This is a genomic window from Streptococcus sp. KHUD_011, assembly GCF_046352925.1.
In the GTDB taxonomy this organism is placed as follows: Bacteria; Bacillota; Bacilli; order Lactobacillales; family Streptococcaceae; genus Streptococcus.
Genome location: NZ_CP157578.1, coordinates 354,307 through 381,302 on the forward strand (window position 1 = coordinate 354,307; position 26,996 = coordinate 381,302).

General features: G+C 41.7%; 24 protein-coding genes and 1 other RNA gene. 20 read left to right on the top strand and 5 right to left on the bottom strand.

What is annotated here, in order from left to right; all coding sequences use genetic code 11:
• Nucleotides 1–31 precede the first annotated feature (31 nt).
• Nucleotides 32–2,215, bottom strand: a complete 2,184-nt coding sequence (gene pbp1a / locus ABKJ27_RS01735) for a penicillin-binding protein PBP1A (RefSeq protein WP_247949406.1) — start codon at nucleotides 2,213–2,215, stop codon at nucleotides 32–34.
• The gene (recU, locus tag ABKJ27_RS01740; RefSeq protein ID WP_247949405.1) at nucleotides 2,212–2,808 is read right to left on the bottom strand and encodes a Holliday junction resolvase RecU; all 597 of its coding nucleotides are present in this window, start codon (nucleotides 2,806–2,808) and stop codon (nucleotides 2,212–2,214) included. Before recU ends, pbp1a begins: the two co-directional genes overlap by 4 nt.
• Nucleotides 2,809–2,874: 66 nt before the next feature.
• On the opposite strand from recU, the gene ABKJ27_RS01745 reads away from it, so the two are divergent.
• The 17 genes from ABKJ27_RS01745 (at nucleotide 2,875) to tig (ending at nucleotide 19,407) form a co-directional block, all read left to right on the top strand.
• Nucleotides 2,875–3,402, top strand: a complete 528-nt coding sequence (locus ABKJ27_RS01745; protein ID WP_247949404.1) for a DUF1273 domain-containing protein — start codon at nucleotides 2,875–2,877, stop codon at nucleotides 3,400–3,402.
• Nucleotides 3,403–3,474: 72 nt separating this feature from the next.
• Nucleotides 3,475–3,804, top strand: coding sequence for a cell division regulator GpsB (gene gpsB / locus ABKJ27_RS01750; protein ID WP_000146534.1), 330 nt, complete (start codon nucleotides 3,475–3,477; stop codon nucleotides 3,802–3,804).
• A gap of 20 nt (nucleotides 3,805–3,824) precedes the next feature.
• Nucleotides 3,825–4,206, top strand: an RNA gene (gene rnpB / locus ABKJ27_RS01755) — RNase P RNA component class B.
• A gap of 84 nt (nucleotides 4,207–4,290) precedes the next feature.
• Complete coding sequence (locus tag ABKJ27_RS01760; protein WP_020903409.1) at nucleotides 4,291–5,448, top strand: THUMP domain-containing class I SAM-dependent RNA methyltransferase; 1,158 nt, start codon at nucleotides 4,291–4,293, stop codon at nucleotides 5,446–5,448.
• 12 nt (nucleotides 5,449–5,460) lie between these two features.
• Nucleotides 5,461–6,870 (top strand): cell division site-positioning protein MapZ, encoded by a 1,410-nt coding sequence (mapZ, locus tag ABKJ27_RS01765; RefSeq protein WP_020903408.1) that lies wholly within the window; start codon nucleotides 5,461–5,463, stop codon nucleotides 6,868–6,870.
• 75 nt (nucleotides 6,871–6,945) lie between these two features.
• Nucleotides 6,946–8,370 (top strand): NADP-dependent phosphogluconate dehydrogenase, encoded by a 1,425-nt coding sequence (gene gndA / locus ABKJ27_RS01770; RefSeq protein WP_000158778.1) that lies wholly within the window; start codon nucleotides 6,946–6,948, stop codon nucleotides 8,368–8,370.
• 11 nt (nucleotides 8,371–8,381) lie between these two features.
• A complete protein-coding gene (locus ABKJ27_RS01775; protein ID WP_033686437.1) occupies nucleotides 8,382–9,071 on the top strand; it encodes a response regulator transcription factor in 690 nt (229 codons plus the stop codon).
• 215 nt (nucleotides 9,072–9,286) lie between these two features.
• Nucleotides 9,287–10,165, top strand: coding sequence for a mevalonate kinase (mvk, locus tag ABKJ27_RS01780; RefSeq protein ID WP_410011911.1), 879 nt, complete (start codon nucleotides 9,287–9,289; stop codon nucleotides 10,163–10,165).
• Nucleotides 10,147–11,100, top strand: a complete 954-nt coding sequence (gene mvaD / locus ABKJ27_RS01785; protein ID WP_410011912.1) for a diphosphomevalonate decarboxylase — start codon at nucleotides 10,147–10,149, stop codon at nucleotides 11,098–11,100. Before mvk ends, mvaD begins: the two co-directional genes overlap by 19 nt.
• Nucleotides 11,087–12,094 (top strand): phosphomevalonate kinase, encoded by a 1,008-nt coding sequence (locus tag ABKJ27_RS01790; protein WP_261150145.1) that lies wholly within the window; start codon nucleotides 11,087–11,089, stop codon nucleotides 12,092–12,094. The genes mvaD and ABKJ27_RS01790 overlap by 14 nt, the downstream gene beginning before the upstream one ends.
• Nucleotides 12,078–13,088 carry a type 2 isopentenyl-diphosphate Delta-isomerase gene (fni, locus tag ABKJ27_RS01795; RefSeq protein WP_261150143.1) on the top strand — a complete coding sequence of 337 codons (1,011 nt, stop codon included), beginning with the start codon at nucleotides 12,078–12,080 and terminating at the stop codon, nucleotides 13,086–13,088. Before ABKJ27_RS01790 ends, fni begins: the two co-directional genes overlap by 17 nt.
• A gap of 76 nt (nucleotides 13,089–13,164) precedes the next feature.
• A complete protein-coding gene (gene liaF / locus ABKJ27_RS01800) occupies nucleotides 13,165–13,863 on the top strand; it encodes a cell wall-active antibiotics response protein LiaF (RefSeq protein WP_261150142.1) in 699 nt (232 codons plus the stop codon).
• Nucleotides 13,860–14,855 (top strand): sensor histidine kinase, encoded by a 996-nt coding sequence (locus ABKJ27_RS01805; RefSeq protein ID WP_314499978.1) that lies wholly within the window; start codon nucleotides 13,860–13,862, stop codon nucleotides 14,853–14,855. The genes liaF and ABKJ27_RS01805 overlap by 4 nt, the downstream gene beginning before the upstream one ends.
• Before the next feature lie 13 nt (nucleotides 14,856–14,868).
• On the top strand, nucleotides 14,869–15,501 hold the full coding sequence (locus tag ABKJ27_RS01810; RefSeq protein ID WP_261150140.1) for a response regulator transcription factor: 633 nt from the start codon (nucleotides 14,869–14,871) through the stop codon (nucleotides 15,499–15,501).
• Between the two features lie 279 nt (nucleotides 15,502–15,780).
• Nucleotides 15,781–16,668, top strand: coding sequence for an NlpC/P60 family protein (locus tag ABKJ27_RS01815; RefSeq protein ID WP_314499982.1), 888 nt, complete (start codon nucleotides 15,781–15,783; stop codon nucleotides 16,666–16,668).
• Between the two features lie 52 nt (nucleotides 16,669–16,720).
• Nucleotides 16,721–17,902: an N-acetylmuramoyl-L-alanine amidase family protein gene (locus tag ABKJ27_RS01820; RefSeq protein ID WP_314499984.1), complete on the top strand. Its 1,182-nt coding sequence runs from the start codon at nucleotides 16,721–16,723 to the stop codon at nucleotides 17,900–17,902.
• Nucleotides 17,903–18,123: 221 nt separating this feature from the next.
• A complete protein-coding gene (tig, locus tag ABKJ27_RS01825; protein WP_261028687.1) occupies nucleotides 18,124–19,407 on the top strand; it encodes a trigger factor in 1,284 nt (427 codons plus the stop codon).
• 47 nt (nucleotides 19,408–19,454) lie between these two features.
• On the opposite strand, the gene recD2 is transcribed toward tig, so the two are convergent.
• From recD2 to rnhC, 3 genes are all read right to left on the bottom strand, one after another.
• The gene (gene recD2 / locus ABKJ27_RS01830) at nucleotides 19,455–21,821 is read right to left on the bottom strand and encodes an SF1B family DNA helicase RecD2 (protein ID WP_261121428.1); all 2,367 of its coding nucleotides are present in this window, start codon (nucleotides 21,819–21,821) and stop codon (nucleotides 19,455–19,457) included.
• A gap of 295 nt (nucleotides 21,822–22,116) precedes the next feature.
• Nucleotides 22,117–22,731 carry a signal peptidase I gene (gene lepB / locus ABKJ27_RS01835; protein WP_001083986.1) on the bottom strand — a complete coding sequence of 205 codons (615 nt, stop codon included), beginning with the start codon at nucleotides 22,729–22,731 and terminating at the stop codon, nucleotides 22,117–22,119.
• Nucleotides 22,732–22,734: 3 nt separating this feature from the next.
• Nucleotides 22,735–23,616: a ribonuclease HIII gene (rnhC, locus tag ABKJ27_RS01840; RefSeq protein ID WP_410011913.1), complete on the bottom strand. Its 882-nt coding sequence runs from the start codon at nucleotides 23,614–23,616 to the stop codon at nucleotides 22,735–22,737.
• Nucleotides 23,617–23,702: 86 nt separating this feature from the next.
• Between rnhC and zapA the strand changes: the two genes are divergently transcribed.
• The 3 genes from zapA (at nucleotide 23,703) to ABKJ27_RS01855 (ending at nucleotide 26,989) form a co-directional block, all read left to right on the top strand.
• Nucleotides 23,703–24,005, top strand: coding sequence for a cell division protein ZapA (zapA, locus tag ABKJ27_RS01845; protein WP_000002019.1), 303 nt, complete (start codon nucleotides 23,703–23,705; stop codon nucleotides 24,003–24,005).
• The gene (locus tag ABKJ27_RS01850; RefSeq protein ID WP_000624511.1) at nucleotides 24,002–24,550 is read left to right on the top strand and encodes a CvpA family protein; all 549 of its coding nucleotides are present in this window, start codon (nucleotides 24,002–24,004) and stop codon (nucleotides 24,548–24,550) included. The genes zapA and ABKJ27_RS01850 overlap by 4 nt, the downstream gene beginning before the upstream one ends.
• Before the next feature lie 102 nt (nucleotides 24,551–24,652).
• Nucleotides 24,653–26,989 carry an endonuclease MutS2 gene (locus tag ABKJ27_RS01855; RefSeq protein WP_410011914.1) on the top strand — a complete coding sequence of 779 codons (2,337 nt, stop codon included), beginning with the start codon at nucleotides 24,653–24,655 and terminating at the stop codon, nucleotides 26,987–26,989.
• The last annotated feature ends 7 nt before the right edge of the window (nucleotides 26,990–26,996 follow it).

Consider the following 26,996-nt stretch of genomic DNA (forward strand, 5'->3'; position numbering starts at 1 on the left):
TGAGTTTTTATTCTCAGGATTTTCTTTCATCTCACTGTTGTGGTTGTTGAACTTGTGGATTTTGTGGCGTTGGTTGTACTGGTTGTGTCGGTTGAACAGCCTGGCCAGCTTGTCCTTGATTAGGATCAGTTGCTGGAGCATTATTGGGTTGTTGACCAACCGTCGTACTTGCCTGTGTAGTTGAACTTTCAGCTGTTGTGCTTGGAGTTTCTACCGTTTGTGTTTGTTGTGTTGCTGAATTATTCCATGTGTTCTTCGCGTTGTTCTGGAAGACGAATTCTCCATTTCGGAACAGGCCGTCTGGCATCGTCCAATCTCCAGGTTGATCATCTTCTGATAGATACGATATCATTGAGCGATAAACCTTAGCAGCAACTAGGAAACCATCTCCAACGATTGGAGTTAAACGATTTGAGTAACCAGTCCATACAGCCATAGAATACTTACGAGTATAACCTACAAACATTTCATCTGGAGCTACGTAGCCAGTGTTCTTGATATACTTTTCAATTTCGTCGTCAGTATAGTTAGAAGTACCTGTCTTACCTGCTTGTGGAAGCCATGGTAGGTAAGCACCACGTCCGGTTCCGTAAGCTAAAACAGTTTTCATCATTTCGGTCATCATATAGGCAGTAGTTTCTTTCATAGCTCGTGTACCAGCATCAGAAAATTCTTTTTCACTACCATCACTGAAGACGATTTTATTGATATACATTGGTTTGTGGTAAATACCACCATTAGCAAAGGCGGCATAAGCAGCAGCCATTTTTTCACTACTTGCACCGTAGTGTTTGTTAGATTCTGTTGTATTACTTGAAATGGCGTTAGCATAGTGTATGCTTGGGTAATCAATACCAAGCCCATTAAGGAAGGCTTTAGCCTTATCTAGACCGACCTTATTCAAAGTTTCAACGGCTGTGACATTTCGTGATTGTTGAAGAGCATACTGGATTGTAATGTTTCCAAAGTAGCCATGATCCCAGTTGTAGACTGGAGTATCAGTGCCAGGATAGTTATAAGGGACATCATGTACAATAGAAGCAGTAGAGTCATAGACTCCATATTCTAAAGCGGGAGCATAGTCAGTGATTGGTTTCATAGTAGAACCCCAGTCACGATTGGTTTCAACGGCTTGGTTGATTCCGAAAGATACATTACTTGATTGGTGACGGGCACCTAACTGAGCAATGACTTTACCATTTGTTACATCCACGATAGTGGAAGCTACTTGAAGTTCATCATCTGGATAAGCAACGTACTCATCTGTATTGTAAACATCCCAAAGTCTCTGTTGAACATTTTTGTCGACATTAGTATAGACTTCCATACCTGTGGTAAGAAGGTTGTAGCCCGTTTCTTGTTCGACTTGGTCGATTACTTCTTTGAGGTAGTTGTCCATATAGGCAGGGTAACTATTGGCTGACTTCAAGCTTTGAAGTCCGTCAGTGATAGGCGTATTAATAGCTTTTTCGTAATCTTCTGCACTGATATATTTCTGTCCCTTCATTTCTGAAAGTACCAAGTTACGACGCTCTAGAGCAGCTTCTGGGTGGGAATATGGATCATATTGGTTTGGTGCTTGAGGCATTCCGGCTAGGAGTGCTAACTGTGGCAAGCTTAAATCCTTCAAGTCTTTTCCATAGTAATTTTCGGCTGCGGTTTGCATTCCATAGTTACCGTTAGACATGTAGACTTTGTTGATGTAGTAGGTCAGGATTTCTTGCTTGGTTGCTTTTTGCTCTAATTGAACGGCTAGCCAAGCTTCTTGGGCTTTACGTGACAAGGTTTGATCGGCAGTTGAAGTAGAGAAATAAGTTAATTTAATCAATTGCTGAGTCAAGGTTGAAGCCCCTTGGAGCCCTCCTTTCCCTTGGAGGTTTCTCAATGCCGCCCCCATGATACGAATGGTATCAACACCTCTATGGTCAAAGAAACGGTGGTCTTCGATAGACACAATTGCCTTGACTAAGTCAGTAGGAATTTCATTTGCTTGGGCATTTACGCGACGTTCAGATCCAAGGTCAGCAATCAGTTCGTTTTTATTGTCATAAATCTTGCTAGAGGTTGTCGCAACTAATTTACTTTCAGATAAGGCTGGAGCCTTGCTAACAAAGTAGAGGAAGATACCTCCACCCAATAGAAATAATGCGATAAATAAGGTAAGAAATGTAATTCCAATATACTTTAAGAATCGCAGAATGGTTTGTTTATTCATCTTGTTTTACCACCTAGTAAATGTTCTTTGATAATATCGAGATAGGGAATTTGAGGGAAAGCTCCTTGCTTTATTAAATATCCGTATTCTTGAATATATCCAAGTGGCATTGATTTTTGGCCCTTATCTTGATGATAAAAGCGAATCAAATCAAGTGCCGGCAACAAATAAGTTTCTTGTCGAGAAGAAAAATGAAGCAGTACGAAGCAAATGCCCTGCTGTTCTAGAACTTGTTCCATATGTTGAATCTGGTGAAGATGGAAGTTCTTCATTGGGATAGCATTTTTTTGCCGCGTTTCCTTGGCTTCAAAGTCAATGTAATGTCCTCTATATACGCCAGAGTAATCTGTTGTGGAAGCTTGTCTAAAATAGGCTTCTACAATTTTGGCTCGACTACGTTGAGGATAGTCTACTCGAACAATCTGAACAGGCGTTGGCTTTTTATGGATAACTGCCATACCATGCGTCAGATAGTAGTCGTTTGTAGCGTTAATCATCTTTTCAAAAGTCATTCCTCGATTTGCGAAATTTTTTGGTTGAGAAATGGATGTTTGGCTTTTTTTTGATGAAATTTTATGAGGATAGTTGACCATATTTCTCCTTATTGGTACAATAACATCACTCTATTATACCATAAAAATAGAAAGAAAGGTGTAAAAATGACTACAGCTTTAATTATGGGATATTCTAATTTTGACTTGGGTTTATTTAATGAAAAAGATATCAGGTTAAAAGTTATAAAGAAAGCCATTCGCCGTGATTTAGAAAGTTTAGCAGAAGAAGGGATTAAATGGCTGGTCTTTACAGGAAACTTGGGATTTGAATCTTGGGTGCTTGATGTCGCAAATGAAATGAAAGACGAATATGATTTTAGCCTAGCGACCATTTTTGATTTTGAAACACACGGGGAAAATTGGAATGAAGCGAATCAGCTTAAACTTAGCCAATTTAAGCAGGTCGATTTTGTCAAATATGCCTATCCTAAATATGAACATATGGGGCAACTACGAGACTACCAACGATTTTTACTGGAAAATACTGATTTAGCTTATTTTTTCTATGACCCAGAAAATGAGACTAAATTAAAATTTATAGACAATTTGATGAAAAATCAGGAAGGTTATCGTATAAAAAGGCTAACCTTTGAAGGCCTAAATGAGCTGGCAGAAAATTTTTCTGAAAAGTAAGGCTTTGACCTTGATTTTTGTTTGCCTTTTTTTATATAATAATACTATTAGAAACCGAGAATGGAGAGAGAGATGGCAAGTATTATTTTTTCAGCAAAAGATATTTTCGAGCAAGAGTTTGGACGTGAAGTCCGTGGATATAGTAAGGTTGAAGTTGATGAATTTTTGGACGATGTCATCAAGGACTACGAAACTTATGCTGCCTTAGTCAAGTCTCTCCGTCAAGAAATTGCAGAGTTGAAGGAAGAATTGTCTCGCAAACCTGAATCTGCACCGGTTCAAGCAGAACCACTTGAAATGACAGCAACAACTTCTATGACGAATTTTGATATTTTAAAACGTCTAAATCGTCTTGAGAAAGAAGTATTTGGTAAACAAATTTTGGATAACTCTGATTTATAAGAGCTTATTTGAGAAGTGCAATTTTTGGATAATCGCGTGAGGAGAATTTCTTTTCATGAGGAAAGTCCATGCTAGCACAGGCTGTGATGCCTGTAGTGTTTGTGCTAGGCGAAACCATAAGCCTAGGGACGAGAAATCGTTACGGCAGTTGAAATGGCTAAGTCTTTGGATAGGCCAGAGTAGGCTTGAAAGTGCCACAGTGACGGAGTCTTTCTGGAAACAGAGAGAGTGGAACGCGGTAAACCCCTCAAGCTAGCAACCCAAATTTCGGTCGGGGCATGGAGTACACGGAAACGAACGTAGTACTCTGACTGCTATCAGCTGTAAGTTGTTAGTGGTAGACAGATGATTATCGAAGGGAGTGGTCCTAGTCACTTCTGGAACAAAACATGGCTTATAGAAAATTGCATATAGGTTGGGGCTGAGAAAACTTTCTCAACCTCATTTTTTAAAGTGGACATACAGAAAGGTCTTATAAGACTGAAAATGAAAAAAGAATTTAATTTAATCGCTACTGCTGCAGCTGGTCTTGAGGCTGTCGTTGGTCGTGAAGTGCGAGAGTTGGGCTACGATTGTCAAGTTGAAAACGGACGTGTTCGTTTTCAAGGAGATGCGAAAGCCATCATCGAAACCAACCTCTGGCTTCGAGCGGCAGACCGTATCAAGATTATCGTAGGAACTTTCCCAGCTAAGACTTTTGAAGAGCTCTTTCAGGGAGTTTTCGCTCTAGATTGGGAAAATTATTTACCACTTGGAGCTCGATTTCCGATTTCAAAAGCCAAATGTGTGAAATCTAAACTACACAATGAACCCAGTGTTCAGGCTATTTCAAAGAAGGCCGTTGTTAAGAAATTGCAGAAACACTACGCCCGCCCAGAAGGTATTCCTCTGATGGAGAATGGCCCAGAGTTTAAGATTGAGGTTTCTATTCTCAAAGATGTAGTAACTGTCATGATTGATACGACAGGGACTAGCCTCTTTAAACGTGGCTATCGTACCGAAAAAGGTGGGGCTCCTATCAAGGAAAACATGGCAGCAGCTATTTTGCAACTCTCTAACTGGTATCCAGACAAACCCTTGATTGATCCGACCTGTGGTTCAGGAACTTTCTGTATCGAGGCAGTTATGATTGCTAGAAAGATGGCTCCTGGTCTTCGTCGCTCCTTTGCTTTTGAGGAATGGAACTGGATTAGCGATCGCTTGATCCAAGAAGTTCGTACTGAAGCAGCTAAGAAAGTGGATCGTGAGCTTGAGCTAGATATCATGGGCTGTGATATCGATGCTCGCATGGTGGAAATTGCTAAGGTCAATGCTCAGGCAGCAGGGGTTGCAGGAGATATTACCTTTAAGCAGATGCGCGTGCAGGATTTGCGTTCTGATAAAATCAATGGAGTGATTATCTCTAACCCGCCTTATGGGGAACGCTTGTCAGATGATGCAGGGGTTACCAAGCTTTATGCTGAGATGGGTCAAGTATTTGCACCGCTGAAAACGTGGAGCAAGTTTATCTTAACCAGTGATGAAGCCTTTGAGACCAAGTACGGTAGTCAGGCGGATAAGAAACGGAAGTTGTACAACGGAACTTTAAAAGTTGATTTGTATCAATATTTTGGTCAGCGTGTTAAACGTCAGGAAGTAAAGTAGGAAGGAAAACTCATGAGTAAGAAAAGACGGAATCGTCATAAAACAGAACATAAAGAAGCGCAATTTGATTTTGATGATGCCAAAGAGCTAACGGTTGGAGAAGCCATGCGAAAAAATGAAGAGGTGGAAGCAGGTGTGTTGCCTGGAGATTCTATCTTGGACAAGTATGTGAAACAACATAAAGATGAAATCGAGGCAGATAAGTTTGAAACACGTCAGTTTAGCAAGGATGATTTAGTTGAAAAAGAAGAGGTAGAGGAGACTCAGACTCTGGATAATTTGCTTCAAGAGCTTCGTGAGGAAACAGGAGTAACTTCTCCAGCTCCAGAAGATGAATTGCGTCAGTTTGATGATTTAGAATTAACACGAGTTTCAGAAGCTCCTCTTGTCGAAGAATTTGAGAAGGAAGAGGTACCATTAGTTGGAACGGAAGAGGCTCTCACGCGTTCTCGAGTCACAGATAGTGAAGATGGAAAAAGTAAGAAGAAATGGGTGCTTTACGGTATTCTAGCAGCCTTAGTGGTTCTTATCCTTGGAACTGGTTATTATGTTTATCGTCAAGTGGCTCGTTCGACCAAGGAAATCCAAACTTCTCAATCAACTACAAATACGCAGTCAGATGCGGAAGAATTCAATAATTTATATGATGCCTTCTATACAGATAGCAACAAAACGGCTTTGAAGAATAGCCAGTTTGATAAACTGAGTCAACTGAAAACCTTGCTTGATAAGCTAGAAGGTAGTCGTGAATATACGCTTGCAAAATCTAAGTATGATAGCCTAGCAACTCAAATCAAGGCCATTCAAGATGTCAATGCTCAATTTGAGAAACCAGCTATTATGGATGGTGTCTTGGATACTAACGCTAAAGCTAAATCAGATGCTAAATTTACAGATATTAAAACTGGAAATACGGAGCTTGATAAAGTTCTAGATAAGGCTATCAGCCTTGGTAAGAGCCAGCAAACAAGTGCTTCAAGCTCAAGTTCAAGTGAAACTAGCAGCTCAAGCTCTAGTCAAGCAAGCGAAAATACTGCTAGTGAGACAAGTCCAAGTAGCTCAAATACTGCATCAACTGAAACTAGAAGTACCCGCAGTGAAGTCAATATGGGTGTATCAAGTGCAGGAGTTGCTGTTCAAAGAAGTGCGAGTCGTGTTTCTTATAACCAGTCTGCTATTGATGATAGCAATAATTCTGCCTGGGATTTCGCGGATGGTGTCTTAGAACAAATTCTAGCGACTTCACGTTCACGTGGTTATATCACTGGTAACCAATATATCCTTGAACGTGTTAATATCGTTAATGGCAATGGTTATTACAACCTCTACAAGCCAGATGGAACCTATCTCTTTACCCTTAACTGTAAGACAGGATACTTTGTTGGAAATGGTTCTGGACATGCGGATGACTTGGACTACTAAGCAGTCGTTACAAAATTCTTTCTTTTCAAAAGTAAAAATGATAAAATAAAACAAATTAAACAAGAGGAGTGTCAAATGACAAAAGCTAACTTTGGTGTTGTTGGTATGGCCGTAATGGGTCGTAACCTTGCCCTTAATATTGAATCTCGTGGTTACACAGTTGCTATTTACAACCGTAGTAAAGAAAAAACTGAAGATGTAATTGCTTGCCATCCTGAAAAGAACTTTGTACCAAGCTATGACGTTGAAAGTTTTGTAAACTCAATCGAAAAACCTCGTCGTATCATGCTCATGGTTCAAGCTGGACCTGGTACAGATGCTACAATTCAAGCCCTTCTTCCACACCTTGACAAGGGTGATATCTTGATCGACGGAGGAAACACTTTCTACAAAGATACCATCCGTCGTAATGAAGAATTGGCAAACTCAGGTATCAACTTTATCGGTACTGGGGTTTCTGGTGGTGAAAAAGGTGCCCTAGAAGGTCCTTCTATCATGCCTGGTGGACAAAAAGAGGCCTACGAATTGGTTGCGGATGTTCTTGAAGAAATCTCAGCTAAAGCACCAGAAGATGGCAAACCATGTGTGACTTATATCGGTCCTGATGGAGCTGGTCACTATGTGAAAATGGTTCACAACGGTATCGAGTATGGTGATATGCAATTGATCGCAGAAAGTTATGACTTGATGCAACACTTGCTAGGCCTTTCTGCAGAAGATATGGCTGAAATCTTTACTGAGTGGAACAAGGGTGAATTGGACAGCTACTTGATCGAAATCACAGCTGATATCTTGAGCCGTAAAGACGATGAAGGTCAAGATGGACCAATCGTAGACTACATCCTTGATGCCGCAGGTAACAAGGGAACTGGTAAATGGACTAGCCAATCATCACTTGACCTTGGTGTGCCATTGTCACTCATCACTGAGTCAGTATTTGCACGTTACATTTCAACTTACAAAGAAGAACGTGTACATGCTAGCAAGGTTCTTCCAAAACCAGCTGCCTTCAAATTTGAAGGAGACAAGGCTGAGTTGATTGAAAAGATCCGTCAAGCCCTTTACTTCTCAAAAATCATTTCATACGCACAAGGTTTTGCTCAATTGCGTGTAGCTTCTAAAGAAAATAACTGGAACTTGCCATTTGCAGACATCGCATCTATCTGGCGTGATGGCTGTATCATCCGTTCTCGTTTCTTGCAAAAGATTACAGATGCTTACAACCGTGATGCAGATCTTGCCAACCTTCTTTTGGATGAGTACTTCTTGGATGTTACTGCTAAGTACCAACAAGCAGTGCGTGATATCGTAGCTCTTGCTGTTCAAGCTGGTGTGCCAGTGCCAACTTTCTCAGCAGCTATTACTTACTTTGATAGCTACCGTTCAGCTGACCTTCCAGCTAACTTGATCCAAGCGCAACGTGACTACTTTGGTGCCCACACTTACCAACGTAAAGACAAAGAAGGAACATTCCACTACTCTTGGTATGACGAAAAATAAGTAGGTCTGCCATGGGGAAACGGATTTTATTACTTGAGAAAGAACGAAATCTAGCTCATTTTTTAAGTTTGGAACTCCAAAAAGAGCAATACCGAGTTGATCAGGTTGAGGAGGGGCAAAAAGCCCTCTCCATGGCTCTTCAGACAGACTATGACTTGATTTTATTGAATGCTCGTCTGGGGGATATGACAGCCCAGGATTTTGCAGACAAGCTGAGTCGGACTAAGCCAGCCTCAGTGATTATGGTCTTGGACCATCGCGAAGAATTGCAAGATCAGATTGAGACAATCCAACGCTTTGCCGTTTCTTACATCTATAAGCCGGTTATTATTGACAATCTGGTAGCTCGTATTTCAGCGATTTTCCGAGGTAGGGACTTCATCGACCAACACTGTAGTCAGATGAAGGTTCCAACGTCTTACCGTAATCTGCGTATGGATGTAGAGCATCATACCGTTTATCGTGGCGAGGAAATGATTGCTCTGACTCGTCGTGAGTATGACCTTTTGGCCACTCTTATGGGAAGCAAGAAAGTTCTGACTCGTGAGCAGTTGTTGGAAAGTGTCTGGAAGTATGAAAGTGCGACCGAAACCAATATCGTGGATGTCTATATCCGTTATCTACGTAGCAAGCTTGATGTAAAAGGTCAAAAAAGTTACATTAAAACCGTTCGTGGTGTCGGTTACACCATGCAAGAATAGGAAATAGGTTAGGTGAACTCAGTTGTAATCATGCAACTGAGTTTATCAATTTCTTTCTTGAGTCTTTTCCCTAGTTTACTTAAAAGTTTTATTTTAGCACTGAGCGATTGTGAAGGAAACAATCGCTTTTTTTGTGAAAATATAATAAAATAGATAGGAGAGAATAAATACTTGTATGAAAAATGAGACGGCTTTTCGTCTAGTAAAAGGAAAAAATGACAAAAAAAGTTGGTGTCGGTCAGGCACATAGTAAGATTATTTTAATAGGGGAGCACGCAGTCGTTTATGGTTATCCTGCCATTTCTCTGCCTCTCTTAGAGGTGGAGGTGACTTGTAAGGTAGTTCCTGCAGCGAGTCCTTGGCGTCTCTATGAGGAGGATACCTTGTCTATGGCGGTTTATGCTTCTCTGGAGTATTTGGAGATCAAAGAGGCCTGCATACGCTGTGAGATTGACTCGGCCATTCCTGAGAAGCGGGGAATGGGTTCGTCAGCTGCTATCAGCATAGCAGCCATTCGAGCTGTTTTTGACTATTATCAAGCTGTCCTGCCTCATGATGTACTAGAAATCTTGGTCAATCGGGCTGAGATGATTGCTCATATGAATCCGAGTGGTTTGGATGCTAAGACCTGTCTCAGTGACCAACCTATTCGCTTTATCAAGAACGTAGGATTTACAGAACTTGAGATGGACTTATCAGCCTTTTTGGTGATTGCAGATACGGGCGTCTATGGTCATACTCGTGAAGCCATCCAAGTGGTTCAAAGTAAGGGTAAGGATGCCCTACCGTTTTTGCATGCTTTGGGAGAATTGACCCAGCAGGCAGAGGATGCGATTTCACAAAAAGATGCTGAAGGACTGGGACGAATCCTCAGTCAAGCGCATTTACATTTAAAAGAAATTGGTGTCAGTAGCCCTGAGGCAGACTCTCTGGTTGAAACGGCTCTTAGCCATGGTGCTCTGGGTGCCAAGATGAGCGGTGGTGGGCTAGGAGGCTGTATCATAGCCTTGGCAACCAATTTGACACACGCACAAGAACTAGCGGAAAGATTAGAAGAGAAAGGAGCTGTTCAGACATGGATAGAGAGCCTGTAACAGTACGTTCCTACGCAAATATTGCTATTATCAAATATTGGGGAAAGAAAAAAGAAAAAGAGATGGAGCCTGCTACTAGCAGTATTTCTCTGACTTTGGAAAATATGTACACAGAGACGACTTTATCGCCTTTACCATTCCATGCGACAGCTGATGTCTTTTATATCAATGGTCAGCTACAAAATGAGGCGGAGCATGCCAAGATGAGTAAGATCATCGACCGCTATCGCCCAGAAGGTGAGGGCTTTGTCCGCATAGATACTCAAAACAATATGCCGACCGCAGCGGGTTTGTCCTCAAGTTCGAGTGGTTTGTCCGCCTTGGTCAAGGCTTGCAATGCCTATTTCAAACTTGGATTGGATAGAAGCAAGTTGGCACAGGAGGCTAAATTTGCCTCAGGTTCTTCTTCTCGGAGTTTTTATGGACCACTAGGTGCCTGGGATAAGGATAGCGGAGAAATTTATCCTGTAGAGACAGACTTGAAACTAGCTATGATTATGTTGGTGCTGGAGGACAAGAAAAAACCAATCTCTAGCCGTGATGGGATGAAACTTTGTGTGGAAACTTCGACTACTTTTGACGACTGGGTGCGTCAGTCTGAGAAAGACTATCAGGATATGCTGGTTTATCTCAAGGAAAATGACTTTGCCAAGGTTGGGGAATTAACTGAGAAAAATGCCCTGGCTATGCACGCTACGACCAAAACAGCATCACCAGCCTTTTCTTATCTGACCGATGCGTCTTATGAAGCCATGGACTTTGTTCGTCAGCTTCGTGAGCAAGGGGAAGCCTGCTACTTTACCATGGATGCTGGTCCCAATGTCAAGGTCCTCTGTCAAGAGAAAGACTTGGAGCATTTATCAGAAATCTTTGGTCAACGTTATCGCTTGATTGTGTCAAAAACAAAGGATTTGAGCCAAGATGATTACTGTTAAAACTTGCGGAAAACTCTATTGGGCAGGCGAATATGCTATTTTAGAGCCTGGGCAGTTGGCCTTGATAAAGGACATTCCCATCTATATGAAGGGCGAGATTGCTTTTTCTGATAGTTACCGTATCTACTCAGATATGTTTGATTTTGCAGTGGACTTGACGCCAAATCCTGACTACAGCTTGATTCAAGAAACGATTGCTTTAGTGGAAGATTTCCTCGTTTATCGTGGGCAGACCTTGCGACCTTTTTCTCTAGAAATCCATGGCAAAATGGAAAGAGAAGGGAAAAAGTTTGGCTTGGGTTCTAGCGGTAGCGTCGTTGTCTTGGCTGTCAAGGCTTTATTGGCCCTGTATGACGTTTCAGTGGATAAGGATTTCTTGTTCAAGCTGGCCAGTGCTGTTTTGCTCAAGCGAGGAGACAATGGTTCTATGGGAGACCTTGCCTGCATTGTAGCAGAGGGTTTGGTTGTCTACCAGTCATTTGATCGCCAGAAGGTAGCTGATTGGTTGGAAGAAGAAAACTTGGAGACAGTTCTGGAGCGTGATTGGGGCTTTTCAATTTCGCAAGTGAAACCAACTTTAGAATGTGATTTCCTAGTGGGATGGACCAAGGAAGTGGCTGTATCAAGTCACATGGTCCAGCAAATCAAGCAAAATATCAATCAGAATTTTTTAACTTCCTCAAAAGAAACGGTGGCTTCTTTAGTAGAAGCCTTGGAGCAGGGGAAAGTAGAAAAAAGCATCGAGCAAGTAGAAGTAGCCAGCAAGCTCTTAGAAGGCTTGAGCGCAGATATTTACACGCCTTCGCTTAGACAGCTGAAAGGGGCCAGTCAAGATTTGCAGGCCGTTGCTAAGAGTAGCGGCGCTGGTGGTGGTGATTGTGGTATTGCCTTGAGTTTTGATGAGCAATCAACTGAAACCCTAAAAAACCGATGGGCCGATCTGGGGATTGAGCTCTTATACCAAGAAAGGATAGGACATGACGACAAATCGTAAAGATGAGCATATCCGCTATGCCCTTGAGCAGAAAAGTTCCTATAATAGCTTTGATGAGGTGGAGTTGATTCATTCTTCCCTGCCTCTTTATGACCTGGGTGAGATTGATTTGTCTACAGAATTTGCGGGTCGAAAGTGGGACTTTCCTTTTTATATCAATGCTATGACGGGTGGAAGCGATAAGGGAAGAGAAATCAATCAAAAGCTGGCTCAAGTGGCGGAAGCCTGTGGTATTTTATTTGTAACGGGTTCTTATAGCGCAGCCCTCAAAGATCCAACAGATGACTCTTTTTCTGTCAAATCTAGCCATCCCAATCTCCTTCTTGGAACCAATATTGGATTGGATAAGCCGGTTGAACTTGGTTTGCAGACTGTGACAGAGATGAATCCTTTACTTTTACAAGTGCATGTCAATGTCATGCAGGAGTTGCTCATGCCTGAGGGAGAAAGAAGGTTCAGAAGCTGGCAATCGCATCTAGCAGATTATAGCAAGCAAATCCCCGTCCCTATTGTTCTCAAGGAAGTAGGCTTTGGAATGGATGCCAAGACCATCGAAAGAGCCTATGAACTGGGTGTTCGTACAGTGGATCTATCAGGTCGTGGCGGTACCAGCTTTGCCTATATTGAAAATCGTCGCAGTGGTCAACGTGACTACCTCAATCAATGGGGCCAGTCTACCATGCAAGCCCTTCTCAATGCCCAAGACTGGAAAGACAAGGTCGAACTCTTGGTCAGTGGAGGCGTTCGGAATCCGCTGGATATGATTAAGTGCTTGGTCTTTGGTGCCAAGGCTGTGGGACTGTCACGTACCGTTCTGGAATTGGTTGAAAGCTACACAGTCGAAGAAGTAATTGGCATTGTCCAAGGCTGGAAAGTAGATCTACGCTTAATCATGTGTGCTCTGAACTGTGCCACTATAGCAGATCTGCAAAACGTAGACTACCTTCTCTACGGAAAATTAAAAGAAGCAAAGGATCAGATGAAAAAGGCGTAACCAGCGCCTTTTTTCCATCCTCAGACTGAGGTGACTTTTTTGAATTGTGATAAAATAGAAGGGAGAGGATGAACCTATGAGAAAATTTAAAATCTTTTTATTTATCGAAGCCTGTCTTTTGACAGGAGCTCTGATTTTGATGGTATCAGAGCATTTTTCGCGTTTTCTGCTGATTTTATTCCTCTTTTTGCTTTTGATTCGCTATTACACTGGTAAAGATGGCAATAACCTTCTCTTAGTAGTGGCAACCATTCTCTTCTTTTTCATCGTCATGCTCAATCCTTTTGTGATTCTAGCTATTTTTGTTGCGGTTATTTATAGCCTCTTTCTTCTTTATCCGATGATGAACCAGGAAAAAGAACAGACCGATTTGATTTTTGAAGAGGTGGTGATGGTTAAGAAGGAGAAAAATCGTTGGTTTGGAAATCTCCATCATTTTTCAAGCTACCAGACTTGCCAGTTTGATGATATCAATCTCTTTCGCCTTATGGGTAAGGACACCATTCATCTGGAGAGGGTCATCCTAACCAATCATGATAATGTCATTATCCTCAGAAAGATGGTAGGAACGACCAAAATCATTGTACCTGTAGATGTGGAAGTCAGTCTCAGCGTCAACTGTCTCTATGGTGATTTAACTTTTTTCAACCAGCCCAAGCGATCCCTCCGAAATGAACACTATCATCAAGAAACCAAAGACTATCTCAAGAGTAACAAGAGTGTCAAGATTTTCTTGACCACTATGATTGGAGATGTGGAGGTGGTCAGAGGATGAAAAAACAAGCTTATGTAATCATTGCTCTTACCTCCATCCTGTTTGTCTTATTTTTCTCCCACAGTTTACTGGAAATTCTTGATTTTGACTGGTCTATTTTCCTGCAGGATGTCGAAAAAACAGAAAAATTTATCTTTTTATTGTTGGTTTTCAGCATGTCCATGACCTTTCTCTTAGCCCTGTTTTGGAGAGGTATCGAAGAGCTTTCTCTAAGAAAAATGCATACTAATCTCAAGCGTTTGTTGGCAGGGCAAGAAGTGGTTCAGGTTGCAGATCCAGATTTGGATGCCAGTTTCAAGTCCTTGTCTGGCAAACTTAACCTTTTGACAGAAGCACTTCAAAAGGCTGAAAATCAAAGTCTTGCTCAGGAAGAGGAAATCATTGAGAAGGAACGGAAGCGACTTGCTCGGGATTTGCACGATACAGTTAGTCAGGAGTTGTTTGCGGCTCACATGATTTTATCAGGTATCAGTCAGCAGACTTTGAAATTGGATAGAGAAAAGATGCAGATCCAGCTGCAGAGTGTCACAGCTATTTTAGAAACCGCCCAGAAGGATTTGCGGGTCTTGCTCTTGCATTTGAGACCAGTTGAACTGGAGCAAAAGAGTCTGGTTGAGGGAATTCAAATTCTCTTAAAAGAGCTTGAGGACAAGAGTGATCTCAAGGTTAGTTTCAAGCAAAATGTAACGAAATTGCCTAAGAAAATCGAGGAGCATATCTTCCGCATCCTGCAAGAGTTGATTAGCAATACCCTCCGTCATGCCCAGGCATCTTGTCTGGATGTTTACCTCTATCAGACAGATTTTGAATTGCAGCTGAAGGTGGTAGACAATGGGATTGGTTTCCAGTTGGGGAATTTAGATGACCTGAGTTATGGACTCCGCAATATCAAGGAGCGGGTTGAAGATATGGCAGGGACGGTTCAGTTATTAACAGCTCCCAAGCAAGGACTGGCAGTTGATATCCGTATTCCCCTGTTAGATGAGGAATGATGAAGGAGTAAAGATGAAAATTTTACTAGTAGATGACCATGAAATGGTTCGATTGGGCTTGAAAAGCTACTTTGACCTCCAAGACGATGTAGAAGTTGTGGGCGAGGCGTCCAACGGGTCTCAAGGCATTGATTTAGCCTTGGAATTACGTCCAGATGTCATTGTCATGGATATTGTCATGCCTGAGATGAATGGGATTGATGCGACCTTGGCTATCCTCAAAGAATGGCCTGAAGCCAAGATTTTGATTGTGACTTCGTACTTGGACAATGAAAAAATCATGCCTGTCTTAAATGCCGGTGCTCGGGGCTATATGCTCAAGACTTCTAGTGCAGATGAATTGCTACACGCTGTTCGTAAGGTGTCTGCTGGTGAGTTGGCTATTGAACAAGAGGTCAGCAAGAAGGTCGAATACCACCGCAATCACATAGAACTACATGAGGACTTGACTGCGCGTGAGCGAGATGTTCTCCAACTCATCGCTAAAGGATATGAAAATCAGCGTATCGCTGATGAACTTTTTATCTCTCTCAAGACGGTCAAGACTCATGTGTCCAATATCCTTGCCAAACTTGAAGTCAGCGATCGTACCCAGGCTGCAGTCTATGCCTTTCAGCACCACTTAGTGGGGCATGAGGAGTTCTAACAGATATGCAAAAATAATATTGGAGAAATGGCTGGGTTGAGTATCAAAGAAGTGAGTAAATACCTCTAGCACAATAAAATATTTTTTTCACAATATTTTTATGTTATTTATTGACATTCATTTTATAGAGGAGTAGAATAGAGTTATAAAAAGATAAAACAATATATTAAATATAAGAATGATATATAAAATCCAAAAGGAGGTTACAGGTATGTCTCCGTAAATTATCAAAATAAGGTCACTAGAGCGTTAAGGAATTTTGAAGAAAGGATTTTTGTCATGAAAAAATATATTACTTATGCAGCTTTATTACTTACTTCAGGAGCTTTGTTATCAACTACTTATGTAGTTAATGCAGAAACTACAACGTCTACCACTAAAGTGACTACATCACAAACAACTTCACAGTATACAAGCGAAAAAGAAGCAATTGATCAACTTGTTAAAGAAGGTAAAATTAAGGTTGAAGATGCAGAACAAGTTAAGTTGGTAGGATTTTCTCCTAGAGAATTAACGCAAGTAGAAGGCGATCAAGAAAAAATAGCATTTAATCAAAATAGAGATGATAAAGGAACCTGGATGCAAACAGATGGCCGCTGGTGGTTCAAATATACTTCAGGTGGGTATGCTAAACATTGGGAATGGTTAGATAAGAAATGGTATTATTTTGATGATCAAGGTTGGATGAAATCAAATGAGTGGATTAACCCAGATGGTAATTGGTACTATCTTTCAAATGATGGAGCTATGCTAACCGATTACAATAGAGTTAATGGAAAACCTTATTTCTTTAGATCTAACGGCGTTTTGGTAGAAAATAAAGGTCAGGCAATTGCTGAGTATGCAGAGACATTTGTAGATAAAATCCCATATGTTGGGGGTTGGGCAGACTTGAATAAGGGTGTAGATTGCTCAGGATTTACACATGCCATATATAAAAATTTTGACATTGATTTAGGAACTACTACTGGAACTCAATTTAATCAAGGAATTGATGTAACTGGTCGTGAAAAACCTGGAGACTTAATTTTCTTTAATAATCTTGCGCATGTGGGAATTAATATTGGCGGTAACCAAGTGGTCCACGCAAATTCTGTAAGAAAATTTGTAAACATAACTAACAATGAATACATTGGATCTATTGACGGAGCTAGACGAGTTTGGTAACAATAAAATTTAAATGTCATAAATAATTTGTTACTAATTGGAGGAAATGGCTATGAAAAAATCTAAACTACTTACACTTGGTTTGCTTGTAGGTGCTGGTCTACTATTGTCTATCAATCAAGTACAGGCTGCAGATACTTGGGTTAAAAATGGTGCTGACTGGAATCTTTCACAAGATGGCAGTTTCGCTAAAAACAAATGGGTACAAAACGCAGGTTCTTGGTACCACTTTGACGGTTCTGGTAAAATGCAGACAGGCTGGCTCAAAGATGGGAATACATGGTATTCGCTCGCAGACAGTGGCGCTATGCGTACTGGCTGGTACAAGGAAGGTAGCACCTGGTACTCACTCGCAAATAGTGGTGCTATGCGCACAGGTTGGTACAAAGAAGGATCTACATGGTATTACCTCAAAGACAGTGGCGCTATGGCAACAGGATGGGCAACTGCAAATGGTCAATGGTCTTACTTTGAAAAATCAGGTGCTATGGTAGCAGATAGAGCTGTTCCAGCAAGCGATGGGGAAAGTTATGTCATTGGTAAGGATGGTTATATGTTAACCAAACTCCCAAGTCAGGTTGAACAAGATCCTTTTGATGATACAGTTATTACAGATATCGTTACTTTGTCTGATGGTTATGACTATCACCTTGTTCATAAGAAAGATGGAGTTGTTATCGAAAAGAATGCCTGGTATATCAAACCTATTGTTGAACGTTTTTCTTATCAAAAGATTGGCGATATAAAACGAAATACTTTAGATGCAATTACTGATAATAAAAAACCAGGGGAAGAAATTGATCCTAAAGCTGTCATAAAGAATTTCCAAAACTTACCAAATAAGTATTACTTTGGAGCAGATGGACGTAAGGTTGCGAATCTACCAGAATTTACTACTCACTTCCCTATTCAAAAAGTTGGGTCTGAACTTTATCTTAAAAACTCAAGTCCAGTTATTAGTCTAGACTCATCTGGATTGACAATTAATGACAATAAACTTTATCTAAGAGGTGCCAATGATCAACTTGTAACTGGATATTTTACAATGTTTATGGACGGATTATTATCTAAAGATCACCATATTTTGGGCTATGCAGATGAATCTGGTGAAATCGTGAAGATGAAAGTTTTGCCTAATGATTTCCGTGATTATATTGAAAAAGGAATTTCCGGTTTTTATGGAGAAACTGTTCGATACGACAGTTCAACAGGAAATGTTTCTGTTGTTAAGTAAGACAAAACGAATCGCCTAATGAGGGATGTGTGGGCGATTCGTTTTTTACTGTAATCAGCCATCACTAAACATCTTTTATAAAATTATATTCGAAACCTAAAGAAAACTAAGAAGAAACTGTACCTTTCCTATCGTTGAAAAGCGCATTCATTACTTGAAAAAAGTCGTCCATTTATGTTATAATAGACTGTATTTAAAAAATTTTAAGGAGAAATGACAGAATGTCTGTATCATTTGAAAACAAAGAAACAAACCGTGGTGTCTTGACTTTCACTATCTCTCAAGACCAAATCAAACCAGAATTGGACCGTGTCTTCAACTCAGTGAAGAAATCTCTTAATGTTCCAGGTTTCCGTAAAGGTCATCTTCCACGTCCTATCTTTGACAAAAAATTTGGTGAAGAGTCACTTTACCAAGACGTTATGAACGCTCTTTTGCCAAACGCTTATGAAGTAGCTGTAAAAGAAGCTGGTCTTGAAGTTGTTGCTCAACCAAAAATTGATGTAACTTCAATGGAAAAAGGTCAAGATTGGGTTATCACTGCTGAAGTTGTTACAAAACCTGAAGTAAAATTGGGTGACTACAAAAACCTTGAAGTATCAGTAGATGTAGAAAAAGAAGTAACTGATGCTGATGTTGAAGAGCGTATTGAACGCGAACGCAACAACTTGGCTGAATTGGTTATCAAAGAAGCTGCTGCTGAAAACGGCGACACTGTTGTCATCGACTTCGTTGGTTCTATCGATGGTGTTGAATTTGACGGTGGAAAAGGTGAAAACTTCTCACTTGGACTTGGTTCAGGTCAATTCATCCCTGGTTTCGAAGACCAATTGGTAGGTCACTCAGCTGGTGAAACCGTTGATGTTATCGTAACATTCCCAGAAGACTACCAAGCAGAAGACCTTGCAGGCAAAGAAGCTAAATTCGTAACAACTATCCACGAAGTAAAAGCTAAAGAAGTTCCAGCTCTTGACGATGAGCTTGCAAAAGACATCGACGAAGAAGTTGAAACACTTGCTGAATTGAAAGAAAAATACCGCAAAGAATTGGCTGCTGCTAAAGAAGAAGCATACAAAGATGCAGTTGAAGGTGCAGCAATCGATAAAGCTGTAGAAAACGCTGAAATCGTAGAACTTCCAGAAGAAATGATTCATGAAGAAGTTCACCGCTCAGTAAACGAATTCCTTGGAAACTTGCAACGTCAAGGCATCAACCCTGACATGTACTTCCAAATCACTGGAACTACTCAAGAAGACCTTCACAATCAATACCAAGCAGAAGCTGAGTCACGTACTAAGACTAACCTTGTTATCGAAGCAGTTGCGAAAGCTGAAGGATTTGACGCTTCAGAAGAAGAAATCCAAAAAGAAATCGAGCAATTAGCTGCAGACTACAACATGGAAGTTGCACAAGTACAAAGCTTACTTTCAGCTGATATGTTGAAACACGACATCACAATCAAAAAAGCTGTTGAATTGATCACAAGCACAGCAACAGTTAAATAATCTTAATAAACAAAAATCCCACCTGAATTGGTGGGTTTTCTTGTGCACTATTTTCCAAAAATCTCTTTGAGGTCTGCGTCTGTAATCCCAATCATGGCTGGGATACTGTCCCAGTTTTCTTCTGTTAGGATGTAGGGTTGTTCAGAGGTACTTGATGTGGCTGTTTCAGAGATAGCTTGTTGTTTTTCTTCAATAGTTTCCAATAAATCATTGAAGCGTTCAATCAGATAGGTTTTTCGGGCAGTTCCGATGTGTTGGGTGGCATAGTCGAAGGCCTGCAATTCACCTAGTAAGATAAGCTTACTTTTGGCGCGTGTAATGGCTGTATAGATCAGATTGCGCTCCAGCATACGCCTGCTAGCACTGGTGATAGGTAGGATAACAACGGGAAACTCACTTCCCTGAGACTTATGGATACTCATAGCATAGGCCAAGCGAATCTTGTACCATTCGTTACGTGGGTAAGAGACCTCATTGCCATCAAAATCAATGACAATCTCATCTTGTTTCGACTCGGTGTATTTACCAGGAATCAAGTCTGTGATAGCTCCCAAATCTCCATTAAAGACATTGATTTCAGCATCGTTGACCAAATGAATGACCTTGTCTCCCTTGCGATAGTGGCACTGGGGAGCTTCAAAACTGAGTTGGTCTTTTTGTGGTGGATTAAGGAGGTCTTGCATGAGTTGGTTGATGGCATCAATCCCTGCAGTCCCTCGGTACATGGGAGCCAGAACTTGGATATCACGGGCAGGGATACCACTTCTTAGGGCAGCCTCTAAGATTTTTTCAATCGTAGCTGGAATATGGCCGCTAGTAATTTCAAAGTAGGAACGGTCTGCTTTTTTCTGGGTGAAATCAGTTGGCAGGATACCCTGTCGAATCTGACTAGCTAGGGTGACGATGGTTGATTCTTCGCTTTGTCGATAAATTTTTTCCAAGCGAGTCTGAGGAATCAAGGGAATATGAAGCAGATCCGCTAGAACTTGTCCAGGACTGACAGACGGCAACTGGTCGCTGTCACCCACGATGAGGATCTTGCTGTTAGAAGAGATGTTGGAGAAGAGTTGGTTGGCCAGCCAAGTATCCACCATAGAAAATTCATCCACGATAATAAAGTCGGCATCCAGATAATCTTCCAGATGACTGGTGTCATCGTCACCTGTCATTCCCAAATGGCGGTGTATGGTCGCGCTTGGCAAACCTGTCAATTCATTCATGCGCCGAGCGGCTCGTCCAGTTGGAGCAGCAAGAAGAATCGGCAGATTGCTTTTTTTCCTTAGGTCAAGTCCTTCTAAGAGGGCATAAACAGCGATGATACCATTGATAACAGTTGTCTTACCAGTACCAGGTCCACCTGTTAGGATAAAGACCTTGTTCTGGATAGCGTCGCAGATAGCCTGTTTTTGAATGCTATCATACTCAATTCCCAGCTCTTCCTCGACAGTAGTGATATGTTTTTGAACGGTTTTTAAATCCTGGCTCTTCTGTTTTCCTTTTTCAAGGATACGAACCAAGTGACTGCGGATGCCTTCCTCAGCGAAAAAGAGGCTATTATCAAAGATTTTGGTATCAATCTGCTGAACCTTGTCTTCTTCGATGAGGTAGGAGAGCTCTTGAGCTACTTGGCTGGGATCCAGTTCCACGGGACGGGAAGACTCAAGGAGAGTAAGGGTTTGTTCTAGCAAATCCCGTGCTTCAACATAGGTATCCCCTGTTTCCATACAGGCCTGAAAAAGACTGTGAACTAGACCGGCGCGGAAACGTTCAGGAGCCTGACTTTCGATGCCTAGTTCTTCCGCTAATTGGTCAGCAATAGTAAAGCCTAAACCCTTGATATCCTCAACCAGCTGATAGGGATAATTTTCAACCACATCAAGGGTTTCCTCCTTGTAAAAGTCTTGAATCTGGAAGGCTAGTTTATTGGGAATGCCGTAGTTGGCTAGTTTGGCCAAAACCATCTCCGTTCCGTAGTTGAGGCGGAGAGTAGAGACGAAAGCCTCGCGATTTTTGGCAGATAGTCCAGCAATGCCTTCTAACTTTTCTGGGTGTTGCAGAATTTCGTCAATGGTATTGTCGCCATAGGTATCCACGATTTTCTGAGCTGTCTTGAGACCAATTCCCTTGAAATGGCTACTTGAAAAGTATTTAACCAAGCCCTTGCTAGTTGGTTTTGCGCGTTCATAACGGCTGATTTGCAGTTGCTCCCCATACTTGGAGTGCTGGACAATTTGCCCCCAAAAAGTATAGTCTTCTCCCTCAATCACATCAGCCATGGTGCCCGTGACAATGATTTCAAAATCATCAAAATCTTCTGCGTCCGTATCTTCGATTTCTAGGAGAAGGATGCGATAAAAATTGCTGGGATTTTCAAAAATAATCCGTTCAATAGTTCCTGAAAAATAAACTTCCATAAAATTCCTTTGCATGAATAGGTGAGAGTTGGGATTGTTTTTATTTTATACTCTTCGAAAATATCTTCAAACCACGTCAGCTTCGCCTTGCCGTATATATGTTACTGACTTCGTCAGTTCTATCTACAACCTCAAAGCTGTGCTTTGAGCAACCTGCGGCTAGCTTCCTAGTTTGCTCTTTGATTTTCATTGAGTATAACTTTGTTTCTATCTTAATCAAACTGGATAGTGAATAATCATATTCTCACGATAGAAGAAGAGGCTGAGATTGGTGATTCTCGGCCTCTTAGGTCTCTTAAAATGTTCCGATACGGGTGATTGGCCAGAAGCGGAATTTAGCTTCCCCTGTGATATCTTTTGCTTTGAAGGTACCTACGTGACGGCTGTCGCTAGAAACCAAGCGGTCATCTCCGAGGAGAAGATATTCTCCTTCTGGGACAGTAAAGCTAAAGTTGGTGTTGTAGTTGACATCAACTGTGAAGGCTTGAGCTTTTTGAGCGATACTTCTAAAGAAAGTTCCTTTATTTCCTTCAAATCCCTTGCCTGAATAGGTGCTTTGGAGTTTGTCATCCTTGAAACGTTTGATGTAGTCAGCTAGGTAAGGCTCGTCCGTCTCTTTATCATTGATGTAAAGTTTATCGTTTTCGTAACGGATGGTGTCACCAGGCATTCCGATGACACGTTTGACAATGTCCTTATTGCCATCTTCCTCATGGGCCACCACGATATCAAAACGGTCAATAGGGAGGTGCTTAACAACAAAGAGGATTTCGCCATCCGCTAGGGTAGGATCCATGGAATGCCCTTCTACGCGGACATTACTCCAAAAAAAGATACGGCTCAAAGCTAGTAATGACAGAATCAGGAGGAATAATCCCCACTCTTTTAAGAAATTTTTAAATGAATTCATAACTTACCTTTCTAAGCGTTTTTTCGCTTTTTCAGTATTTTTAAAGTGCAGTTTGGCGCAGAAGTTGAGTCCCTGCATACCATAGGCTTGCAAAATCTGGCTAGCCACCTTATCAGAAGCCGTTCCAGCTCCACTTGGAAGTTGATAGCCCATTTCTCGTCCCAGATTTTCAAGATTTTCCAGAAAGAGATCACGCGCAATGATAGAAGAAACTGCTACAGCCAAGTATTTGCCCTCAGCCTTTTCTTCTAAGCTGATAGGGTTGCTGAAACGATTGGCCTCTCGTGCCAAGTACTTGTCGTAATTTTTAGCACTGGTAAAGGCATCAATCACAATTTTCTCAGGCTGAAGTCCTTTTTGAAGGAGGAGATAGATAGCCTGATTATGGAGAGCCACCTTAACAGAAACAGCGTTGTAGCGGTCTCCGATGACCTCGTTGTACTTGCTTGGTGAGAGAAGCAGTGCCTGGTGCTGGATTTTGTCCTTGAGAATAGGGGCAATCTGACGGATCTTTTGGTCGGTCAGAGTTTTAGAATCCCCCACACCGAGTTTTCGCAAGAAGGCATGCTGGTCAGGTGTGACAAAGGAAGCCACAACTGCAAGCCCACCAAAGTAGGAACCATTTCCCACCTCATCTGTCCCAATTAAAGGGAAATTTTGTCCCCTGTTTTCCTCTACAACTTGATAGCCAAAGAAACTAGCATATTTCTCAGCTCCTTCACCCTGAAGCAAGACCTTTCCAGAAGTATAGATAGAAACCGTTGCTTGAGGTAGTCGCAAAAAGTAGCGAACATAAGGATTCTTGCTGGGAGCCAGACTGTTTCGATAGTGTTCAAGAAAAGCCTGAATCTCCTTTTCGCTTGGTGTGAGTGTTATACTTGCCATAGTTTCTATTGTACCATAAAAGCAGGCAAATTTGTAAAAACTGACAAAGTTAGCGAATTTTGGTATAATATCGTGAGGTGAATTTTATGGCAAATCTAAATCGATTCAAATTTACATTCGGGAAAAAATCATTAACCTTGACAAGCGAACATGACAATCTCTTTATGGAGGAAATCGCTAAGGTTGCGACAGAAAAATACCAAGCAATTAAGGAACAAATGCCTAGTGCAGATGATGAAACAATCGCTCTTTTGTTGGCAGTTAACTGTTTGTCAACTCAACTCAGCCGTGAGATTGAATTTGACGATAAGGAGCAAGAATTAGAAGAACTCCGTCACAAGCTCGTGACTTGCAAGCAAGAACAGAGCAAGATTGAGGATTCCTTATGATTTCACTCCTTCTTCTATTGGTCCTGGCTTGGGGATTTTATATCGGCTATCGGAGAGGCCTGCTCTTACAGGTTTATTACCTGATTTCAGCCATGGCATCGGCTTTTATGGCTGGCCAGTTTTACAAGGGGCTTGGAGAGCAATTCCATTTACTACTCCCTTATGCAAATCCGCAGGAAGGTCAGGGAACTTTCTTTTTCCCATCGGATCAACTCTTTCAGTTGGATAAGGTCTTTTACGCAGGTATCGGCTACTTGCTTGTATTTGGGATTGTCTATAGCATTGGTCGTTTGCTTGGTCTCCTCTTACACTTACTTCCTAGTAAAAAGCTGGGTGGCAAGTTGTTCCAAGTTTCAGCAGGGATCTTGTCCATGTTGGTGACCTTATTTGTCTTGCAAATGGCCTTGACCATCTTGGCGACCATTCCCATGGCAGCTATACAAAATCCTCTTGAAAAGAGTATCGTCGCAAAACACATCATCCAGAGCATACCAGTAACAACCAGTTGGCTCAAACAAATCTGGGTGACAAATTTAATCGGATAAAAAGGGCAGGAATTTTCCTAGCCCTTTGTTTACAGATTGACTAGAATCTATCAGAATGTAAAAAGCTAATACACCTAGACATTCAAAGACAAGGAAATAAAGATGAACAAAAAAATATTAGAAACATTAGAGTTCAATAAGGTCAAGGCCTTATTTGAACCTCATTTGTTGACCGAGCAGGGCTTGGAGCAATTGAGACAGCTAGCTCCGACTGCCAAAGCAGATAAAATCAAACAGGCTTTTGCTGAGATGAAGGAAATGCAGTCTCTCTTTGTTGAGCAACCGCATTTTACTATTCTCGCAACCAAGGAAATAGCAGGAGTTTGCAAGCGTTTGGAGATGGGGGCGGACCTCAATATCGAGGAGTTCCTACTCTTGAAACGCGTGCTTCTTTCTAGCAGAGAACTGCAAAGTTTTTATGCCAATCTGGAAAATGTCAGCTTGGAAGAGTTAGCCCTTTGGTTTGAGAAATTACACGATTTTCCTCAATTACAAGGAAATCTTCAGGCCTTTAATGATGCAGGTTTTATTGAAAATTTCGCCAGTGAAGAATTGGCGCGTATCCGTCGAAAAATCCATGATAGCGAGAGTCAGGTACGCGATGTTTTACAGGATCTGCTCAAACAAAAAGCGCAGATGTTGACAGAAGGAATCGTTGCCAGTAGAAATGGCCGTCAGGTTTTACCTGTCAAAAACACCTACCGCAATAAGATTGCAGGTGTTGTTCATGATATTTCTGCTAGTGGAAATACCGTCTATATCGAACCCCGTGAGGTGGTCAAACTGAGCGAAGAAATTGCCAGTTTGCGAGCAGATGAGCGCTATGAAATGCTTCGCATTCTCCAAGAAATTTCTGAACGTGTCCGCCCTCATGCGGCTGAAATTGCCAATGATGCTTGGATTATCGGCCATCTGGACTTGATTCGTGCCAAGGTCCGCTTTATCCAAGAAAGGCAAGCAGTTGTTCCTAAGCTATCAGAAAATCAGGAGATTCAACTGCTCCATGTCTGCCATCCATTGGTCAAAAATGCCGTCGCAAATGATGTTCATTTTGGTCAAGATTTAACAGCCATTGTCATTACAGGTCCCAATACAGGTGGGAAGACCATCATGCTCAAAACTCTGGGCTTGACGCAGGTGATGGCCCAGTCTGGTTTGCCGATTTTAGCAGACAAGGGAAGTCGTGTTGGTATTTTTGAAGAAATCTTTGCAGATATTGGAGATGAGCAGTCTATTGAGCAGAGCTTGTCTACCTTCTCTAGCCATATGACCAATATCGTGGATATTCTTGGCAAGGTTAACCAGCATTCGCTCTTGATCTTGGATGAGTTGGGGGCTGGTACAGATCCCCAAGAGGGAGCCGCCCTTGCCATGGCCATTCTGGAGGATCTTCGCCTGCGTCAAGTCAAGACTATGGCGACCACCCACTATCCAGAACTCAAGGCCTACGGTATTGAGACAGCCTTTGTGCAAAACGCCAGCATGGAGTTTGATACTGCAACTCTTCGCCCGACCTATCGCTTTATGCAGGGTGTGCCTGGCCGAAGCAATGCCTTCGAAATCGCTAAACGTCTAGGCCTATCTGAAGTTATCGTAGGGGATGCCAGCCAGCAGGTCGATCAGGACAATGATGTCAATCGGATTATTGAGCAACTGGAAGAGCAGACGCTGGAAAGCCGTAAACGCTTGGACAATATCCGTGAGGTGGAGCAAGAAAATCTCAAGATGAACCGTGCTCTCAAAAAGCTCTACAATGAGCTTAATCGTGAAAAGGAAACCGAGCTTAATAAGGCGCGTGAACAAGCTAGTGAGATTGTAGACATGGCCCTAAGTGAAAGTGACCAGATTCTCAAAAATCTCCACACTAAATCTCAACTCAAACCCCATGAAATCATTGAAGCCAAGGCCAAGTTGAAAAAATTGGCTCCTGAAAAAGTAGATCTGTCTAAAAACAAGGTTCTTCAAAAATCCAAGAAAAAACGAGCTCCAAAGGTGGGAGATGATATCGTGGTGCTCAGTTATGGCCAGCGTGGTACCTTGACCAGTCAACTCAAGGACGGCCGCTGGGAAGCCCAAGTCGGCTTGATCAAGATGACCTTAGAAGAAAAAGAATTTGACCTTGTTCAAGCCCAGCAAGAAAAGCAAGTCAAGAAGAAACAAGTCAATGTGGTGAAACGAACTTCTGGTCGTGGCCCACAAGCTAGACTGGATCTTCGAGGCAAACGCTATGAAGAGGCTATGAATGAGCTAGATGCCTTTATCGACCAAGCCTTGCTTAACAATATGGCTCAAGTTGATATCATCCATGGTATCGGAACAGGTGTTATCCGTGAAGGAGTGACCAAATACCTACAAAGAAACAAACATGTCAAGAGTTTTGGCTATGCCCCACAAAATGCTGGAGGCAGTGGTGCGACTATTGTGACATTTAAAGGATAAGAAAAGC